The 15,372-nt window shown below is 39.0% G+C and carries 11 protein-coding genes and 7 pseudogenes; 7 read left to right on the forward strand and 11 right to left on the reverse strand.

Features of this window, described 5'->3' with window-relative positions; translation table 11 throughout:
• Window positions 1-2 precede the first annotated feature (2 nt).
• Both AC0VZ4_RS11000 and AC0VZ4_RS11005 read left to right on the forward strand, forming a co-directional pair.
• Window positions 3-662, forward strand: a complete 660-nt coding sequence (locus tag AC0VZ4_RS11000; RefSeq protein ID WP_475439685.1) for a glutathione S-transferase — start codon at window positions 3-5, stop codon at window positions 660-662.
• 136 nt (window positions 663-798) lie between these two features.
• Window positions 799-2,061, forward strand: coding sequence for a valine--pyruvate transaminase (locus AC0VZ4_RS11005; protein ID WP_475439686.1), 1,263 nt, complete (start codon window positions 799-801; stop codon window positions 2,059-2,061).
• A gap of 89 nt (window positions 2,062-2,150) precedes the next feature.
• On the opposite strand, the gene AC0VZ4_RS11010 is transcribed toward AC0VZ4_RS11005, so the two are convergent.
• Entirely contained in the window at window positions 2,151-2,621 is a 471-nt protein-coding gene (locus AC0VZ4_RS11010; protein ID WP_475439687.1) for a hypothetical protein, read from the reverse strand.
• Between AC0VZ4_RS11010 and AC0VZ4_RS11015 the strand changes: the two genes are divergently transcribed.
• Window positions 2,606-3,796, forward strand: a complete 1,191-nt coding sequence (locus AC0VZ4_RS11015; protein ID WP_475439688.1) for a PQQ-dependent sugar dehydrogenase — start codon at window positions 2,606-2,608, stop codon at window positions 3,794-3,796. The two genes, AC0VZ4_RS11010 and AC0VZ4_RS11015, sit on opposite strands and share 16 nt — an antisense overlap.
• Window positions 3,797-3,907: 111 nt before the next feature.
• On the opposite strand, the gene AC0VZ4_RS11020 is transcribed toward AC0VZ4_RS11015, so the two are convergent.
• The 3 genes and pseudogenes from AC0VZ4_RS11020 to AC0VZ4_RS11030 form a co-directional block, all read right to left on the reverse strand.
• A complete protein-coding gene (locus AC0VZ4_RS11020; protein ID WP_033039893.1) occupies window positions 3,908-4,339 on the reverse strand; it encodes a hypothetical protein in 432 nt (143 codons plus the stop codon).
• 117 nt (window positions 4,340-4,456) lie between these two features.
• Window positions 4,457-4,880, reverse strand: a pseudogene (locus AC0VZ4_RS11025) (hypothetical protein).
• A gap of 232 nt (window positions 4,881-5,112) precedes the next feature.
• Window positions 5,113-5,307: pseudogene (locus AC0VZ4_RS11030) on the reverse strand (transposase); the annotation flags it as partial.
• Between the two features lie 90 nt (window positions 5,308-5,397).
• Between AC0VZ4_RS11030 and AC0VZ4_RS11035 the strand changes: the two are divergent.
• A pseudogene (locus AC0VZ4_RS11035) lies at window positions 5,398-5,562 on the forward strand (HigA family addiction module antitoxin); the annotation flags it as partial.
• A gap of 246 nt (window positions 5,563-5,808) precedes the next feature.
• Here the strand turns inward: AC0VZ4_RS11035 and AC0VZ4_RS11040 are convergent.
• Window positions 5,809-7,224 (reverse strand): hypothetical protein, encoded by a 1,416-nt coding sequence (locus AC0VZ4_RS11040; protein WP_475439689.1) that lies wholly within the window; start codon window positions 7,222-7,224, stop codon window positions 5,809-5,811.
• A gap of 1,167 nt (window positions 7,225-8,391) precedes the next feature.
• Window positions 8,392-9,366 carry a transposase gene (locus AC0VZ4_RS11045; RefSeq protein WP_475439690.1) on the reverse strand — a complete coding sequence of 325 codons (975 nt, stop codon included), beginning with the start codon at window positions 9,364-9,366 and terminating at the stop codon, window positions 8,392-8,394.
• A gap of 152 nt (window positions 9,367-9,518) precedes the next feature.
• Here AC0VZ4_RS11045 and AC0VZ4_RS11050 point away from each other — a divergent pair, with 152 nt between their 5' ends.
• Window positions 9,519-10,553 (forward strand): IS110 family RNA-guided transposase, encoded by a 1,035-nt coding sequence (locus AC0VZ4_RS11050; protein ID WP_475439691.1) that lies wholly within the window; start codon window positions 9,519-9,521, stop codon window positions 10,551-10,553.
• Window positions 10,554-10,988: 435 nt separating this feature from the next.
• Here the strand turns inward: AC0VZ4_RS11050 and AC0VZ4_RS11055 are convergent.
• Both AC0VZ4_RS11055 and AC0VZ4_RS11060 read right to left on the reverse strand, forming a co-directional pair.
• Window positions 10,989-11,276: pseudogene (locus tag AC0VZ4_RS11055) on the reverse strand (DUF6444 domain-containing protein); the annotation flags it as partial.
• Window positions 11,277-11,377: 101 nt separating this feature from the next.
• Window positions 11,378-11,905, reverse strand: coding sequence for a hypothetical protein (locus tag AC0VZ4_RS11060; RefSeq protein ID WP_475439692.1), 528 nt, complete (start codon window positions 11,903-11,905; stop codon window positions 11,378-11,380).
• Window positions 11,906-12,184: 279 nt separating this feature from the next.
• On the opposite strand from AC0VZ4_RS11060, the gene AC0VZ4_RS11065 reads away from it, so the two are divergent.
• Entirely contained in the window at window positions 12,185-13,453 is a 1,269-nt protein-coding gene (locus AC0VZ4_RS11065) for an IS110 family RNA-guided transposase (protein ID WP_475439589.1), read from the forward strand.
• A 36-nt stretch (window positions 13,454-13,489) separates the two neighbouring features.
• Here the strand turns inward: AC0VZ4_RS11065 and AC0VZ4_RS11070 are convergent, their stop codons facing one another.
• Window positions 13,490-13,888 carry a hypothetical protein gene (locus tag AC0VZ4_RS11070; protein ID WP_475439693.1) on the reverse strand — a complete coding sequence of 133 codons (399 nt, stop codon included), beginning with the start codon at window positions 13,886-13,888 and terminating at the stop codon, window positions 13,490-13,492.
• Between the two features lie 229 nt (window positions 13,889-14,117).
• Window positions 14,118-14,368: pseudogene (locus tag AC0VZ4_RS11075) on the reverse strand (transposase); the annotation flags it as partial.
• 84 nt (window positions 14,369-14,452) lie between these two features.
• Here AC0VZ4_RS11075 and AC0VZ4_RS11080 point away from each other — a divergent pair.
• Window positions 14,453-14,634: pseudogene (locus tag AC0VZ4_RS11080) on the forward strand (IS110 family transposase); the annotation flags it as partial.
• A 95-nt stretch (window positions 14,635-14,729) separates the two neighbouring features.
• Here the strand turns inward: AC0VZ4_RS11080 and istB are convergent.
• Window positions 14,730-15,368, reverse strand: a pseudogene (istB, locus tag AC0VZ4_RS11085) (IS21-like element helper ATPase IstB); the annotation flags it as partial.
• Window positions 15,369-15,372: the final 4 nt, after the last annotated feature.

Consider the following 15,372-nt stretch of genomic DNA (forward strand, 5'->3'; position numbering starts at 1 on the left):
AAATGACACTGCCATTATTATATTCATTACAACACTGCCCATACGCAATGCGTGCACGAATGGGTATTTTAATGGCAGAGCAACCCGTTTTACTACGCGCTATTAAAACTAAAAACAAGCCACCGCATCTTTTGCAAATATCGTCAAAAGGCACGGTACCTGTTTTATTATTGCCGAATAATCAAGTTATAGATGAAAGCCTCGTTATTATGCTCTGGGCTTTAAAGAAAAACGATCCGCATAATTTATTACATACTCAAGACCCATTAGCACTTGAGCACATGCTTGAGTTAATTAAGCTAAACGACACGCAATTTAAACCCGTGCTCGAAAAGTACAAATTTTATGCGCGTACAAAAGACATGGCGCACCTTTATTACCAAAAAGCCTGCGAAGAATTTATTAAGCAATTTGAAGCAAAACTAACCACGCATAAATACTTAATGGGCGATGAAAAAAGTCTAGCCGATTACGCATTACTGCCATTTATTAGACAGTTTGCCCGTGTAGATAAACATTGGTACTTACAAAGTGAATACACGCATGTACGCGCATGGTTAAACGAGTTTTTACACGCCCCTATGTTTACCAAAGTCATGGCCAAATTTGATTTGTATATGGACTGCGGCGAAGAGTTTTTGTACGGCGTTAAAAAGTCTTAACTTAGCCTTTGTTTTATAAGGAATTACATTACTATAACTAGCTGTAAACCTCAGCATTGAATTATTCTCATCATCGGATTTAAGCCCTATATTTACGCTATACTGCCCTCCCCATTATTAACAAACGCTATGCATTATGAACTACTCAAACTTTGGTACTAAATTTACACAACCCAACGGCATTACCCAATTAATGGAAGACTTAGGCGGTGCTAAAAACAGCAATAATCCTAATATTGTTATGCTGGGTGGCGGTAACCCCGCATTAGTGCCACAAGTAAATGAGGTTTTTTTAAGTGAATTACAAAAACTCGTTGCCAGTAATAAGGTATCGCAAGTATTTGGCCTTTACGATGGCCCAACCGGTAACGACGAGTTTAGAGCTGCATTAGCAGGCCAACTAAGTAAAGAGTACGCATGGGATATTAGCGCCGATAACGTAGCACTTGGTAATGGCAGTCAAGCTAACTTTTTTGTGTTGTTTAATATGTTGGCAGGCGAAATGCCGGATGGCAGCCACAAAAAGATTTTATTCCCCCTTGCGCCAGAGTACATAGGTTATGCCGACCAAGGTTTATCAGCCGATATGTTTGTTGCCATAAAGCCTGATATCGAAATTTTAAATACAGGTAGTGCATCAAAACAGTTTAAATACGTCATTGATTTTAAAGCGGTTGAGCAAATATTAGCTAACGACAGCAGCATAAGCGCGCTGTGCGTATCACGCCCTACCAACCCGACAGGTAATGTAATTACTGACGATGAAGTAAAGCACCTTGATTTGCTCGCTAAGCAATATGGTATTCCACTCATTATTGATAACGCATACGGCGATCCGTTCCCAGGTTGTATTTACACCGACGCAAACCTAACGTGGAACTCAAATATAATTTTATGTATGTCACTTTCAAAACTGGGCCTACCGGGTTTACGCAGCGGTATTGTGGTTGCAAACAATGAGATTATTAAAGCAATTGGCCGCGTAAATGGCAGCATGGTGTTATCGCCAAATAGTATTGGTCCAAGTTTAGTGACACGCTTAATTAACGACAACGAACTACTCCCACTGTGCCGCAACGTTGTACTGCCTTTTTATCGCAATAAAGCACACATAGCGATTGAGTTGTTTGATGAAGTATTTGCCGAACTGCCTGTTTATTTGCACAAAGTTGAAGGCGCATTTTTTATGTGGCTGTGGTTTAAAGATGCAAAAATAACAAGCGAGGTGTTGTATCAACAACTTAAAGAGCAAGACGTGTATGTGATCCCAGGTCACAACTTTTTTATCGGCATTGACGACAGCTGGACGCACAAGCACGAGTGTATTCGTATCAACTATGCTACCGATGCAGATACCCTAAAAAAAGGCTTAGAAGCGATTAAAGCAGTTATGGCGTGAATTTATAAAAGCTGTGGTAAGAGTCTACTATCGTAGGCTTTAATCACATTTTTATAAGCCCCCACTTACTATAAGGCCACTTAGCTTTATTAACTAGAAGGTTGAGGCTCTTTTATTACCTTATTTTTTAGGGCCTTAGTAAGCATCGCAAACACAAAGCCCCCTATTGCGCCTGCAAGCAGTTGAGCATAAAAACCCCAGCCTCTTGCGCCCGCTATAATATGAATATTCATAATTGATTCAATGGCAGTTAAAACAATAACAAACGCCACAATGCCAGCAATAACAAATAGCTGAGTACTGTATTTTTGAACCTTTTTGTTAAGCTTTACGGTAACAAAAAAAGCGATGGCAAGTGCTACGGCAATAATAGCGCCGTAGGTAGGTAATAAGCCTAACCAATCATCAAGCGTTAAACTAGCACGATCACTAAAGCCCACCACTACACCTACATTAACTAATTGATTGACAACGTATTGGCTATGAAACAAGCTAGCAAGTGTGAATGTAAGTAACCAAGAAACTAAAAATGAAGGCAATATACGTGTTAAAAACGACATGGTTATCTCAACTTAAAATAAAGCTTTTTTCTTATACTAGCCATGCTAGCAAAGGCTTGCCCCGTAAACAATGTATCTCTTTTTTTACTTTGCTTTCGCTTTTTTCGTTTTCTGTTAATGCAGATGTTGCGTTACCAAAGGAGCAATACAGTACAAAAACACTGGCTACGCAATTACAGTCTCCGTGGAGCATGGTTGAACTACCAAACGGCACGTGGTTAATTACAGAGCGTGATGGTCACGTCGTTATAGTTAAAAACAATGTGCAATCAAGAGTAAAATTAAACCTAACAGGTTTATACGTTGCAGGCCAAGGTGGTTTACTCGACATTGTATTATCACCAGATTATAACAACTCCAAAGAAGTTATTTTTACTTATGCCCAAGGTGATGCAAGCGCAAACAGGCTTGTTGTTGCCAAAGCCACGTTTAATGGTACTGACTTTTCAAAGCCTAACGTTATTTATAAAGTAGCGACTGATAAAAACACACCGCAACATTACGCAGGACGCGCCCTTGTCCTACCTGACAATACGTTATTAGTTTCAACAGGCGATGGGTTTGATTTTAGAGAGCAAGCACAGGTTATCACCAGCCAACTTGGTAAAATATTACGTATAAACCTAGATGGCACCATTCCAACAGATAACCCATTTATTAATCACAAAAACCCAAATGCACATGCTGTTTACTCACTTGGTCACCGTAACCCTCAAGGCTTAGTTTATGATTACGATACGCAGCAAATTGTAAGCCACGAACACGGCCCTGCAGGCGGTGACGAGCTAAACTACTTAAACGCTGGCACTAATTATGGCTGGCCGGTAATCACCTATGGCAAAGATTACTCGCAAGCGCGTATTTCACCCTTTACCGAATATAAAGGCATGCAAAAACCAAGCGTTAATTGGACGCCATCAATAGCGCCATCAGGTATGGCATATTACGGATCTAAACACGCCGCATTCCCTTCACTGCAAAAACATGTACTCATTACCACGCTTGTTGATAAAAAGCTTTACAGCGTTAATCTGGCCAATGGTGAATTTACGCAGTCACACGTATTTCCCAAGGCCGCAGGCCGGTTAAGAGATGTGTTTATAACTGATAAAGGTAACGTCGCGGTATTAACAGACGGCAAAGAGGCAAAGCTAATGTTGATGACATCAAATTAATTCACAAAGGGAGTAAGAGCCGCTGCGCTTTTAGAGTAAGGTAGCGGCTTTATTACGTACTTAATAACGTTTTTATGTTTTCAACTGCGTACCATATACTTACTGTGCTTGTTATTTACCCGATTCTAATTTCTGTTTCAATAACTCAATAAGTTGAGTGCTAAGCCCTGTAATTTCAGCTTCTAGTACCTTTACTTTAGCCTGCGACTCTTCATCATCTTTACTGCGTAATAATGCAGTTTCCTGTAGTAGTTTTTCTATCTTTTCTTGTATTTCAGCAATCTGTTCATCAAGAGGATCTCCTTCAGATTGTGATGCTTGATTTACATCTTCATTGCCTGATAACTTACGTAACGCCTCTCGATTTTGATCTTCCAGACTTTTTTCTTTTCCTTCTTCGGATATATCCACTTGGTCACTTTGAACCGCCGCTTTGTGCACAGTCGCTTTTTCGGTTACTTCATCAGCTACCACCTTTAAAGTTTGTTTTTGCGGGTAAATTTCTAAAGGTTTAGAGTTTATGTGAACTGACATTTTATCCATTTTAATATTCCTTGTTCAGTCAATTATTGGTGAGAAGTAGTTAACTATAAATATAATGCTTTACCAAAAGCCAATTGTAATAGCCCTTGTTTGATTCTTTATTAGATTACACTCTACTCACAAGCTTGCCCATTGTTGTTTTAAACCAACAAGGTGAACAATACCAAAAGATAAACAAATAATAGAACTCCAAACCCAAAACTCAGGCGAACGCCCCATAGGGTTATTTATTAAAAAGAACCCTGCAACACCGCGGGCTAAATAAATAAATAAAAGTTATTAATACAAGAGCTAGGCGGATGAATGGAAGTTTAAAAATAACACCTGCGGCTGAAAATGCATACAATGACCAAGTTGATAGAATCAGAACAATTACACTAGTAATAAGAGTTGGTTTAATACTTCCTTGCTCAGAAAGTAATGCCATTTGCTCTCCTGCACCGAAGAGTCGATACCAAGAACCTCCAAAATAGATACAACCCAAATGCAAAGTTGCTACAACAGCACTTAATGTACCTGCAATTATTAGAAAAACATTCATAGAGCGATAAAACCTCCGTGAGACATAACGAACCTGTAAATTAGCTTGTTTATTTATCTTGATAAACAAACCATAGCCTGGGTTCTATCTGGGTACAATCGGTTGTAGAATGTTTACGCGTAATATCAAAGCTCGCATTAAACTAGACCGCATTAAACTAGACAGCCAATCCAATTGTAAATCATGGACCAAACCAGATAGCCACCTTAAGTTAAAGGATTTCAATTTGTTAGGGCGTCATTGGTGAAGCCAATGGTAACTGACCATTACGTTCTAGCTTTAATTGAGTAACCCATTTACTTACGATTGATTTACCAACATCCATCGCTTTTGCTGCGTCTTCTTGCGTATAACCTTGGTCGACTACAAGCTGAGCCGTTTCTAATTTAATTGCCGCTGAATACGTTGCGCGTTTTAATTTCGTCATTTTTTCACCCAAACTTGTATGCTTATTAGCATAACATTTCTTTCTTAATGGGTGGCCAAAATTAGTTGACCACTACAGGCTACACCTTTTAAAGGGCAAAGTGCAGTTACACCTGAGATGGCATTACGTCTATCGAAAGCTTTGGGGTGTACTCCAGAAAGTTGGCTTTCAATGCAAGATAACTATGATTTTTGGCAAGTGAAAAATAATGTAAACTTAGCAAGCGTTCGTCAAATTGACTTTGCGATAGCGTAAAGGCATATAACAAGTGGAAGAATAAAAGACACTCATTATTCCATTATTCAAAATGATTAAAACATCAGCCGCAAACTTAAATAGTTATTGCGGCTTTTTGCTTCTTGGTGCGCCTAGTAAAATAAACATATGGCAAATGCAAACGGATAAAAATGCGCTTACGCCGAGTGCTCAAAAAAAAGAGACCGACGCATCTTACTGCGCTTGTCTCTATATACTTTTTGTATTTTCAAAAAAACTGACGTTTTATTCGTCACTAGCCTCTTTTTTAGCTTTCATTGCGGCTTGCCACATAGGTATTGCTTTAAACGATGTAACCATTCCGTAGTCTAGGCCTATTTGTCCTTCTCCTTCATCCATCGGGGTTTTGCCATCTCGGTCTTGAAACCATTTCATCCATCCATCAGATCCCGGATCATATAGAGGAGGAAAGCCACTGCTAGAAGGGAATGCTATGGTAGGTAATAAAAATGATTTCTGGGTATATTGAGCACTACTATGACATGCCAAGCATCCTACAGTAGCGATTGCTTTATATTTTTTCCCACTTTGAGTTGTGGCCTTATCAACAACAGCACCATCATTAGGCCCTGAAAGGCGACCACCCCAGCCTAATGTTGAACGAGCATACTCAGGCGTCTTCATATTTATCCAATTCTCAGTAAGCGCCATATCTACAGTCACTGGCGGAATTATTGCAGAATTATTGGTGTTGACTACTTCGGGGTTATTACCCCAAGTTGCTCCCAAAGGGATCATTTTATCCCATGCGTCTTTACCATCTGCATCTTTGTCATAAACAAGTGTGCTGAAAACCCAACCAGTTTTTGGAGCTGCCTGACTATCTTTAACAATGATGTCAAATTGCATTAAATATACCTCTCTTAACTCTGCTCCTTTATTTTCATACGTAGAACCGGTATTAGGGTCTATGTTGGAAAATATTGTCCATGGTGCAGCATCTTTCATTGGAGGCCATTCATTCCCAGATGCAGTTACAAAGGAGAATTTTATAACAACGCTGCCTTCTGCATATTGAGCATTATCAGCGTTATTTAACTTAGGGTTTTCAGCCCCTTCAAGGTCTGTACCCCAAATTTTGTTTAATGTAACAGCTGCTCTTTTGTCGAACAGGGTATATACAAACGTTGTCAAATTAGCATCTTGCTCTGCTAATGTGTGTGCATCAAACTCTGACCCTACATACATGCCGTGAATTGGTTCTCGCTGAGTTCCTAGCCAAATTGATTGCCACCAGTTTTCATTTTCTGCATCCCAATCGTTGTAGCCAAACAGAAGTTTACGCATGTCGCCTCCTACGTATTCTTTTAAAACCTCTACGTATTCTTTAGCATTTTCACTCGTTATGGCTCCATTGCCAGTTACTGTTTTCCAAGGGAAAGTTTCAATTGGAGGAAGACTTTCCGGGTAGTCATGTTTTAACTTAAACGTCGTTCCTTCATAACCTATAGGTGGCGTTATTTTTGAATTTATAAAAGGATTTAATTCTCCTTTGTATTTGTGTGTTTTAGTCCCGCTTTTAGTAAGGATAACCACTTCCTCTATGGTTTCATCAACAATAATTTTCTTATCGTCAATATCTACACAACCCAAAAAGAAAAACGATATTAAGACCAAAAAAGCAAATTTTAATTTACACATGTATCCTCTCTTACTGTCTAATTTATGTATGAATTTTTAATTAACCAAAAGTCAACATTACTTAACCCATCTGGACATTGTAGAGGGAGGTATACATAGTCTTTGTAAGGTTTATTAAAGTGAGTGCTTTTTATATCAGGATTAAATGATCCGAATTAATAAAACACATTTATAAATTAGGGGATTAACTGCTCAAAAGATATTACGCTGTATTACACTGAATAAAAATAGAGGAAATTTCAGAAACACCGATTCTAATTTCACCATTATTCAAAATGATCAAAACATCAGCCGCAAACTTAAATAGTTACTGCGGCTTTTTGCTTCTTGGTGCGCCTAATAAAATAAATATGTAACAAATGCAGACGGATAAAAATGCACTTACGCCGAGAACCACGCCGTAACCATCAAAAACGGGGACTCTGGTATCGTTTCCTTTGTATTGTTATGCCTACCTTTATCAATCTGCTAAACCTTAGCGATAAAAACTTAGACTAACAACGAGTCGTGCAATAACGTGAAATATTTAATCGTCTAAATATATTTATACTCTTCATTTCTAATCAATGGTTCTGTTAATCAAACCTTCACTTTAGACGAGTGAAGTGATTATTAATATTTGTTTAAAAGAAGTTTAAATAATGAAAATCTAACAATATCAATAAGTTGAACTTAAAAGGTTAACTGGATTTAACATACTTAATGTGATAATTACGACCAAACCAAACAGCCACCTTAGTTGAACAAACAAAACTGTTCCATTAAATTTAATTTTTAGGTTAATAATTTATCTTTTATTGCGGAGTTATTTTCATTTCATCCATTAAACCCGAATTCAGGTATCTCAAAGGGGATAAAAGCAGCTGCGCTTTTGAAGTAAGGTAGCGGCTTGAATAAACGGATTTTATTAATTTAAGTTCTGACAAACCATTAAACTAGACAGCCACTCAACCATTAAACTAGACAGCCACTCCAATTGTAAACTAATCTAGCGCGCCACTAAATTTACTTTTTTGGGCTAAGAGTTCACCTCTTTTTATATCTTTACCCGCGCGTTACACATTAAATAAGCAATTATCACTGTTAAACCTAAATTACACGCATGAAAATGACTGCATAATGCAGTTGTGATTTATTACTGAATAGTTTTACTGAGTAGTTTAAGTTTTATGCCAGTAGCTTTTCGCAGTTACTGATATTCGCTCGCCGCTTTCGCTTTAAGTTTTCACAATAACCTTCTTGTGAGGCTGGCCTGCCGACTGCACCATGAAATACACGCGTAAATTGTGTGGTGAGTTTTAACCAGTTTTCTGGGGAGATATTAACTCTTTCGAGTAAGGGTAAGTGTGTACTTTTAATATAACCACGTTTGTCTTCTCGTATACAGCGCCCTGTTAGCTCAACAAGTTCAAGGTACGATTTAAGCTCAAACGGCAGCCCTTTTGGCATAATTTGACGTGGCATGCCTGCAAAGCGCAGTAGTTGTTTTGGTTGCTTGCTATCCTTTGCATACGTTAAACGCTGTTTGATGCTGGTATGGTCTGACTCTTCTGGGGTGTTAGCCATTTTGGCTCTGATGGGGTTTAAATCTACATACGCCATGCAGGCCGCCAATGCAGCTTCATCCAATAATGCTTGTGATGTAAAACGTCCCTCCCAAAACCTGCCAGTGCAGTTATCTTCTTTATTTGCTCTGCGGGCTATGTTTTCATTTAACAACCGCATAAACCAGCTAATACTTGATAGGCGTTCTCGATATTCCTTTACTGTTTGATTAAAAAAGATAAGCTCAGCTTTACTTAGCTTTTCACCTTGTATGTATTTTTGCGTGAGTACAGTGCCTTTACAAAGTTTATGCCAGCGAATAACAATTGCTTTGTCATTCAGCCGATTCGCTTTTTTATCATCAACATACAGGACTAAATGGGTGTGGTTACTCATAACAGCATAAGCACAGACGTCAATACAAAATATCTTGGCTAACTCTAGCAGTTTGTCTTCAACCCACCCTCTGCGGTGTTCGTAAGATTGACCAGTAAAGTGGTCTTCACCACATAAAAATGCACGGCGTACGCAACGTGATATACAGTGGTAGTACTTTGTATCAACCAAACTTACTTGACGCTTTCTTGCGATTGCCATAAGACACCCTGCTTGTTTTCACACTGATGAAAGCCTAGTACTTAGTTCGCCAAACTGCAAAAATTAGAGTGGGTGATGAGATGGACGATCCCCTAAACGGCGTCAATGCGCCAAACTGGTTAACTCACACTCAGTTAAAGGGAACGTCCATCATGAAAATTAGCACATTATCAATTGATTTGGCAAAAAATGTATTCCAAGTCGCTGGCTTTAATCATCATCACAAAAGAGAATGCAATAAACGCTTAAACAGACCTAAACTCAACGCCTTCATGGCAAATCCCCCACCGTGTCGCGTGGTGATGGAAGCCTGTTATTCTTCCCACTACTGGGGGAGAGTATTTACGTCTTACGGTCATACCGTTGACCTTATTCCTGCACAACACGTTACCCCCTTTGTTCGCGGCAATAAAAATGATAGTAACGATGCCCTTGCTATCTATGAAGCAAGCTTACGCCCTAATATTAAATTCGTTCCTATTAAAACCGAAGCTCAGCAAGAAATACTCATGCTCCATAAGATACGTGAGCGACTTCTGCAAAACAGGATTGCTGCAACCAACCAATTACGCGGTTTATTGGTCGATTTTGGGTATGTATTTCCTGTCGGTATTAAGGCGTTTCAGCAAGGGATAATTGCGTTAGAAAGTGATTCTGAGCTTCGCCCTCAGCTGCGCATTATGGTGAGTGATATTTACACTGAGTACAAAACCCTTGTTAAACGCATTAAAGCTATTGAAGCGATGCTTACTGCACACGTTGAACGGGATACAAACGCTAAAATACTTCACTCCATTCCTGGCGTGGGTGTACTCAATGCCTCTGCTTATGCAGCATCAATCGGGAACGGTCAGGCATTTAAGAGCGCAAAAGAACTCGGGGTGTGGCTAGGCTTAACACCTAAACAATACGCGTCAGGCGATAAAAGTAAAATGTCTGGTATCACTAAGCGCGGCAACAGTTACTTACGAAAACAACTTATTCACGGTGCGCGCGCCATTATCGCCAGAAGCCACCATAAAACAGATGCGCTAAGCCAATGGATAAATCAATTACGCGAGAAAAAACATGTTAATTGTGCCGTGGTCGCCACCGCACACAGATTGGCTCGACTGATGTGGATATTGCTGACCAAGCAAACTCTCTACTCACCTCAGTTTGTGCAAAATACACAGAAGGATGCTTAATTATGCGTATTTTACACGCCAATCACACCCGAGTTTACGACTTAAGACAGCCTGGTTATGACATAGGTTTTAAAACCTGAGTGGGTGTTTGGGCACTTAAGTCGTAACATACACTTATCCTGTATGTACTTCACTTATAATGAAATAAAAAGCGCACGCTAACCAAGGTTAACCAGATAAAGACACGAGATTTAATCTCGCTTGGGTGAATATTTTTTAGGTCCCTTGGTACGAAGCTCATTAGGAGCATGGCGCATGATAACCATGACGCTATAGCTCGAATATATGTCAGTACCTTTGCTTTTTAGCAAGCTTGTGACGCATCATTACTGTGATATGAGATACGTGATAATAGAATAAAGGCATCAATTTTGATGTTTATACATTAGCTCGTCTTGACTTCAAGGGAGCGTCCATATATGTCAGTTTATTGTTGATCTCATCAGGCGTCTGTGTTTGGGTTAGTGTTTTACCTGCTCGGCCTTTTTGACCACCCGCTGACTTGGCTGATTTCTCTTTGTCTTGTTTTTTTCGGTTGATGTCTTTTGATGGCGGGATACTGCTATTGTTACTGTTAAGTCCTAATTTACTTGCCAACATAACAACGACAACCAGAATGAGTTCAATAGACATCTTCAGCGCAGGCGTGAGAGTTTTACCTTCTTGTAATTGAGCTTTGGTTTTCTCAACGATTTCGTCGATGTTGATGCTGTTTAAATTCATTGAAGCTAGGGCTATTAGGTCATAGCCCTAGCTTGGCATACTGGCGGGATCGGTCAATAGTTAAAAAAGATCCTTTGAAAATAATTTACCATGGTGAATAGTTACGAAACAATTAACTTATGAACAAAACTCAAGTCATCCAAGAGAGCAGGATCATTGCCTACCATGTAAGTAACGCTTGATGAATTTACCCAATTACCATTAATACTAACTGACGCCTCATTTTTTAATAGTAATCCCTCGAATAGCCCTTGATATCCAGCCATAACATGAATGGCTTTACTCAACTCTCGTCCTTGCAAGCCATCTGTTGGAATTAAGAGGTTTGAGTGGTCTATAAGTTTGTTTTTTGGCATTTTAGATAAGCTTTCAAGTATGTAAGCTTTAGCGTCTTTTAAATATGCCTTATGGTTTGCCATATTATTTTTAACAAAGTCTATCGCTTTTGATACAGGTAAAATTACCTTTGAATAATTAGTTTTGTAGAAAATGGCTGGAAGCTCATAAGATTCGGGATGCACTAATTCAGATTCCCATTTAACTGGGTATTGGGTTGACTCACAAGGATCAGATTCTGCTTTCACAAAACCAGAAACTAAAATAACCGCTAAAACTAAAATTTTCTGCATACTTTCCCTAGCTATAGTCCAGCTTAGTTGGCTTATAGTTACTCCGTTCCATTAATTAATGTATTTACCTATCTCATTAATACATGGAATATGCTTCTGTTGATCACGAATATTTGAGCGGAAACAATCAATGTTTGTAACAAGACTTTCGGATCAACAGAAGTTATTTGTTTCAATACGCATACTCAGGGATTGTCGTAATGCCGACTATCTATAAGACCTGCGAGAAACACTATTAGCCTCTATCTATTCTTTCACTTTACCTCTAGGAGGCCCAAAATGGAAGCCTTTAACGTCTCAGATTTTGCTGCCCTTATCGGGATCGATTGGGCCGACCGTAAACACGATATTTGTGAAATAAATCGCGACACAAATACACAACATTTAAGTGTGATTTCCTCTGAGCCTAAGTCAATTAATGCATGGGCGCTTGGGTTAAAACAACGCTACAACGGCAGATCTGTTGCTGTCGCGTGTGAGCTAAAAAAAGGCCCACTTATATATGCACTCAGTAAATTTAAGCACATTGTATTATTTGTGATTAACCCATCAAGTGTTGCTAAATACCGTGCTGCATTTACGCACAGCGGGGCGAAAGATGATCCTACTGATGCAATTATTCAAGTTGAAATCTTACAACTTCATATGGATAAATTAACGGTTATTAGGCCGGATTCAGAGGACGTTAGGTGTCTTGCGCAGCTTGTCGAATACAGACGTAAACTAGTACAAGATCGTGTTAATTTAACCAATAAAATAGCCACAACGCTAAAAAATTATTATCCCCACGTGATTGATTGGTTTAAAGAAAAAGACACTCAAATATTCTGTGACTTCTTACTGCGCTGGCCCTCTCTTGCTCACGCTAAAAAAGCGAGGAAACAAACACTACTCGACTTCTTTAATCAACATAATTCCCGCTACCCACTCGTTAATGAAAAGCGGATAAAAGAAATAAAAGATGCTGAAATTCTCACCGAAGATATGGCGGTGATCACGCCAAACTTATTACTTATTGAATGCCTCGTTCCGCAACTTAAACAGCTAATGTTGGCAATAACACGATTTGATGACGAAATTAAAACACTTTATAAGCAACATACAGATCGCGCTATTTTTGATAGTTTACCTGGGGCGGGGCCACAATTAGCACCTCGATTATTAGCCGCTATGGGGTCAAATCGTGACCGCTATAAGTGCGCCGCTGACATACAAAAATACGCAGGCATTGCTCCAGTAACCGAACGCAGTGGCAAAAAGGAATGGATACACTGGCGATACTCATGCACTAAATTTTTAAGGCAAACATTTGTGGAATGGGCTGGATTATCTGTGCGTTATTCATTTTGGGCTAAAGCCTATTATCGGCAGCAAGAAGCCAAAGGAAAACCTCATAATACCATCATCAGATCATTGGCATTTAAGTGGATACGAATCCTATTTAGGTGCTGGAAAACACATACGCCCTACGATGAATCAACTTACTTAACCGCATTGAAAAGTAAGGGATCACCGCTGTTAAAATTTGCGGTGGAAAGTGAGCTTTAGCGCTTGCTGTCCACCTCAGGGCGTGTTGTTATGTGTTTATACCACTTTGTTTTTATTGGAAAAGCGACTGAACAAATAAACTATACCATACCAAGAAATACAACCAACAACATATACAACTATTTCGCGAAAACTGTAATAAGGTATAGCTCCGCTCCTTAAATCACCTATTGCGCCAATAAATAAACCAACTGAAATTAATGAACCGATGGCTAAACTTATGGAAGTATTGAGGAGCTTAGAAAATAAAAATGTAATGCATGCTGAAAAGAAACCTAAATAAATGATTATATGAAGCTCAATATAGTAAATGAGTTCAAGTTCATGCTTTTCACCTGCAAAGGGATAAAGTGGTTGTGGCGGTGCTAGAAAATAACCTAATAGCGCTCCTAGTAAAGTAGCTACAGGGATTAATAAAACTTTAAATTTACTCATAGTTTGAAAAACACATAACGAGCCTGTAAATTAACTCGTTTTTAAATTTGTTTTTATTGATAAACAAACCATAGCTGAGTTCCTATTTTGGTTCAATTGATTACTGTATTTTTACGCAGAATATAGAAGTGTTTGATATTGTTTTAATTGGCGTTTTGGAAGGAATTACGAGTGTTTGATTGGCTTTATCTTGGCTTAAAAGGGGTTGCCTCTCTTAATGCATCGTGTTTTACAGCTTTTCTATATTATGAACAAGGCAATACAGTTGCCATTGGGCGTTCACTTTCACTTGGCTCCGTAAGGTCAATTTATGCATCCCTTTATTCACCGTAATATTTCGCTTTTTATTTAAAGGAAAGCCGGTTCGATACAGCCGAGTCGTTTGCTATTCTTTAATAAACCACTATCGTAGCCCGATTGGGCTGTCTATTTTTACTTTCACTTTGTCTACATAGCTCAGTTTTTACGTGATTCATCATTTATAACAACACACCCATAACACTGTTTTTGTTGGCTTTTTTCGCAATAATTAGTATGGGTACCATCCTAATTTCCTAATTATTTTTATCCGCTATGGGGTCAAATTGTGACCGTTATAAATGCGATGCTAACATACAAAATACGCATACCGAACGCAGTGGGAAGAAGGAATGGATACACTGGCGATACTCATGCACTAAATTTTAAGGCAAACATTTGTGGAATGGAGAGGATTATCTGTGCGTTATTCATTTTGGGCAAAAGCATCGTTACTTGGCCACTGCGTATTCTCATGACTTTGATCACCGATTCTCATCAGCTTTGATCACCTGATTTATCATTTTGTAGAGCCATTTTTAAATTAGCTTAACTGATCATCATCAGTCAATTTATTTAACTGTTTTCGTATCGATTCTCCTTTTAAATTCAACTTAATCGAACCATGAATTAGCCTATCTAAAATGGCGTCAGCATGGGTTGATTCTCCAATCATCTCATGCCAGTTTTCCTGCGGGAGCTGACTTATAATTATGTGTGATTTATACCCATACCGCGCATCGATTAATTCGAGTAAGTCACCTCGTTGCTGTGCACTCAGTGGTTCAAGCCCCCAGTCGTCTAAGATCAGTAGATCATACTTTATTAACTTCGCCAGTAATTTCCGGTAACTACCATCTGCTTGTGCTAGAAACAGGCTTTCAAGTAGTTCTTTTAATCGAATATAGTAAACGCTTTTTCCTTGTAGGCAGTGCTCATGCCCTAAGGCACATGCGAGGTATGTTTTTCCACAGCCTGTTGCCCCGGTGATTAAGATATTTTGATGTAAGTTCAGCCAGCTATTTTGGCTTAAGTTACGTATCTGTGCTTTTTCTATATTACGTGCCGGTGAGTAAATCAGCTGATTTAACTGAGCCGGTAAGCGGAATTTAGCGTGTCGCACGAGCCGGTCGATTTTTCTTTGCTCACGCGTGTCAATTTCATGTGTTAGCAATAAACTGAGAGTT

It is taken from the genome of Pseudoalteromonas sp. QJM3NY_22, from assembly GCF_056173065.1.

Bases quoted from the DNA above. Each gene is read 5' to 3' on its own strand.
- AC0VZ4_RS11070 (WP_475439693.1), bottom strand. From the start codon at position 13,888: ATGAGTAAATTTAAAGTTTTATTAATCCCTGTAGCTACTTTACTAGGA.
- AC0VZ4_RS11010 (WP_475439687.1), bottom strand. From the start codon at position 2,621: ATGTCGTTTTTAACACGTATATTGCCTTCATTTTTAGTTTCTTGGTTA.
- AC0VZ4_RS11040 (WP_475439689.1), bottom strand. From the start codon at position 7,224: ATGTGTAAATTAAAATTTGCTTTTTTGGTCTTAATATCGTTTTTCTTT.
- AC0VZ4_RS11000 (WP_475439685.1), top strand. From the start codon at position 3: ATGACACTGCCATTATTATATTCATTACAACACTGCCCATACGCAATG.
- AC0VZ4_RS11005 (WP_475439686.1), top strand. From the start codon at position 799: ATGAACTACTCAAACTTTGGTACTAAATTTACACAACCCAACGGCATT.
- AC0VZ4_RS11060 (WP_475439692.1), bottom strand. From the start codon at position 11,905: ATGCAGAAAATTTTAGTTTTAGCGGTTATTTTAGTTTCTGGTTTTGTG.
- AC0VZ4_RS11065 (WP_475439589.1), top strand. From the start codon at position 12,185: ATGGAAGCCTTTAACGTCTCAGATTTTGCTGCCCTTATCGGGATCGAT.
- AC0VZ4_RS11045 (WP_475439690.1), bottom strand. From the start codon at position 9,366: ATGGCAATCGCAAGAAAGCGTCAAGTAAGTTTGGTTGATACAAAGTAC.
- AC0VZ4_RS11050 (WP_475439691.1), top strand. From the start codon at position 9,519: ATGAAAATTAGCACATTATCAATTGATTTGGCAAAAAATGTATTCCAA.
- AC0VZ4_RS11020 (WP_033039893.1), bottom strand. From the start codon at position 4,339: ATGGATAAAATGTCAGTTCACATAAACTCTAAACCTTTAGAAATTTAC.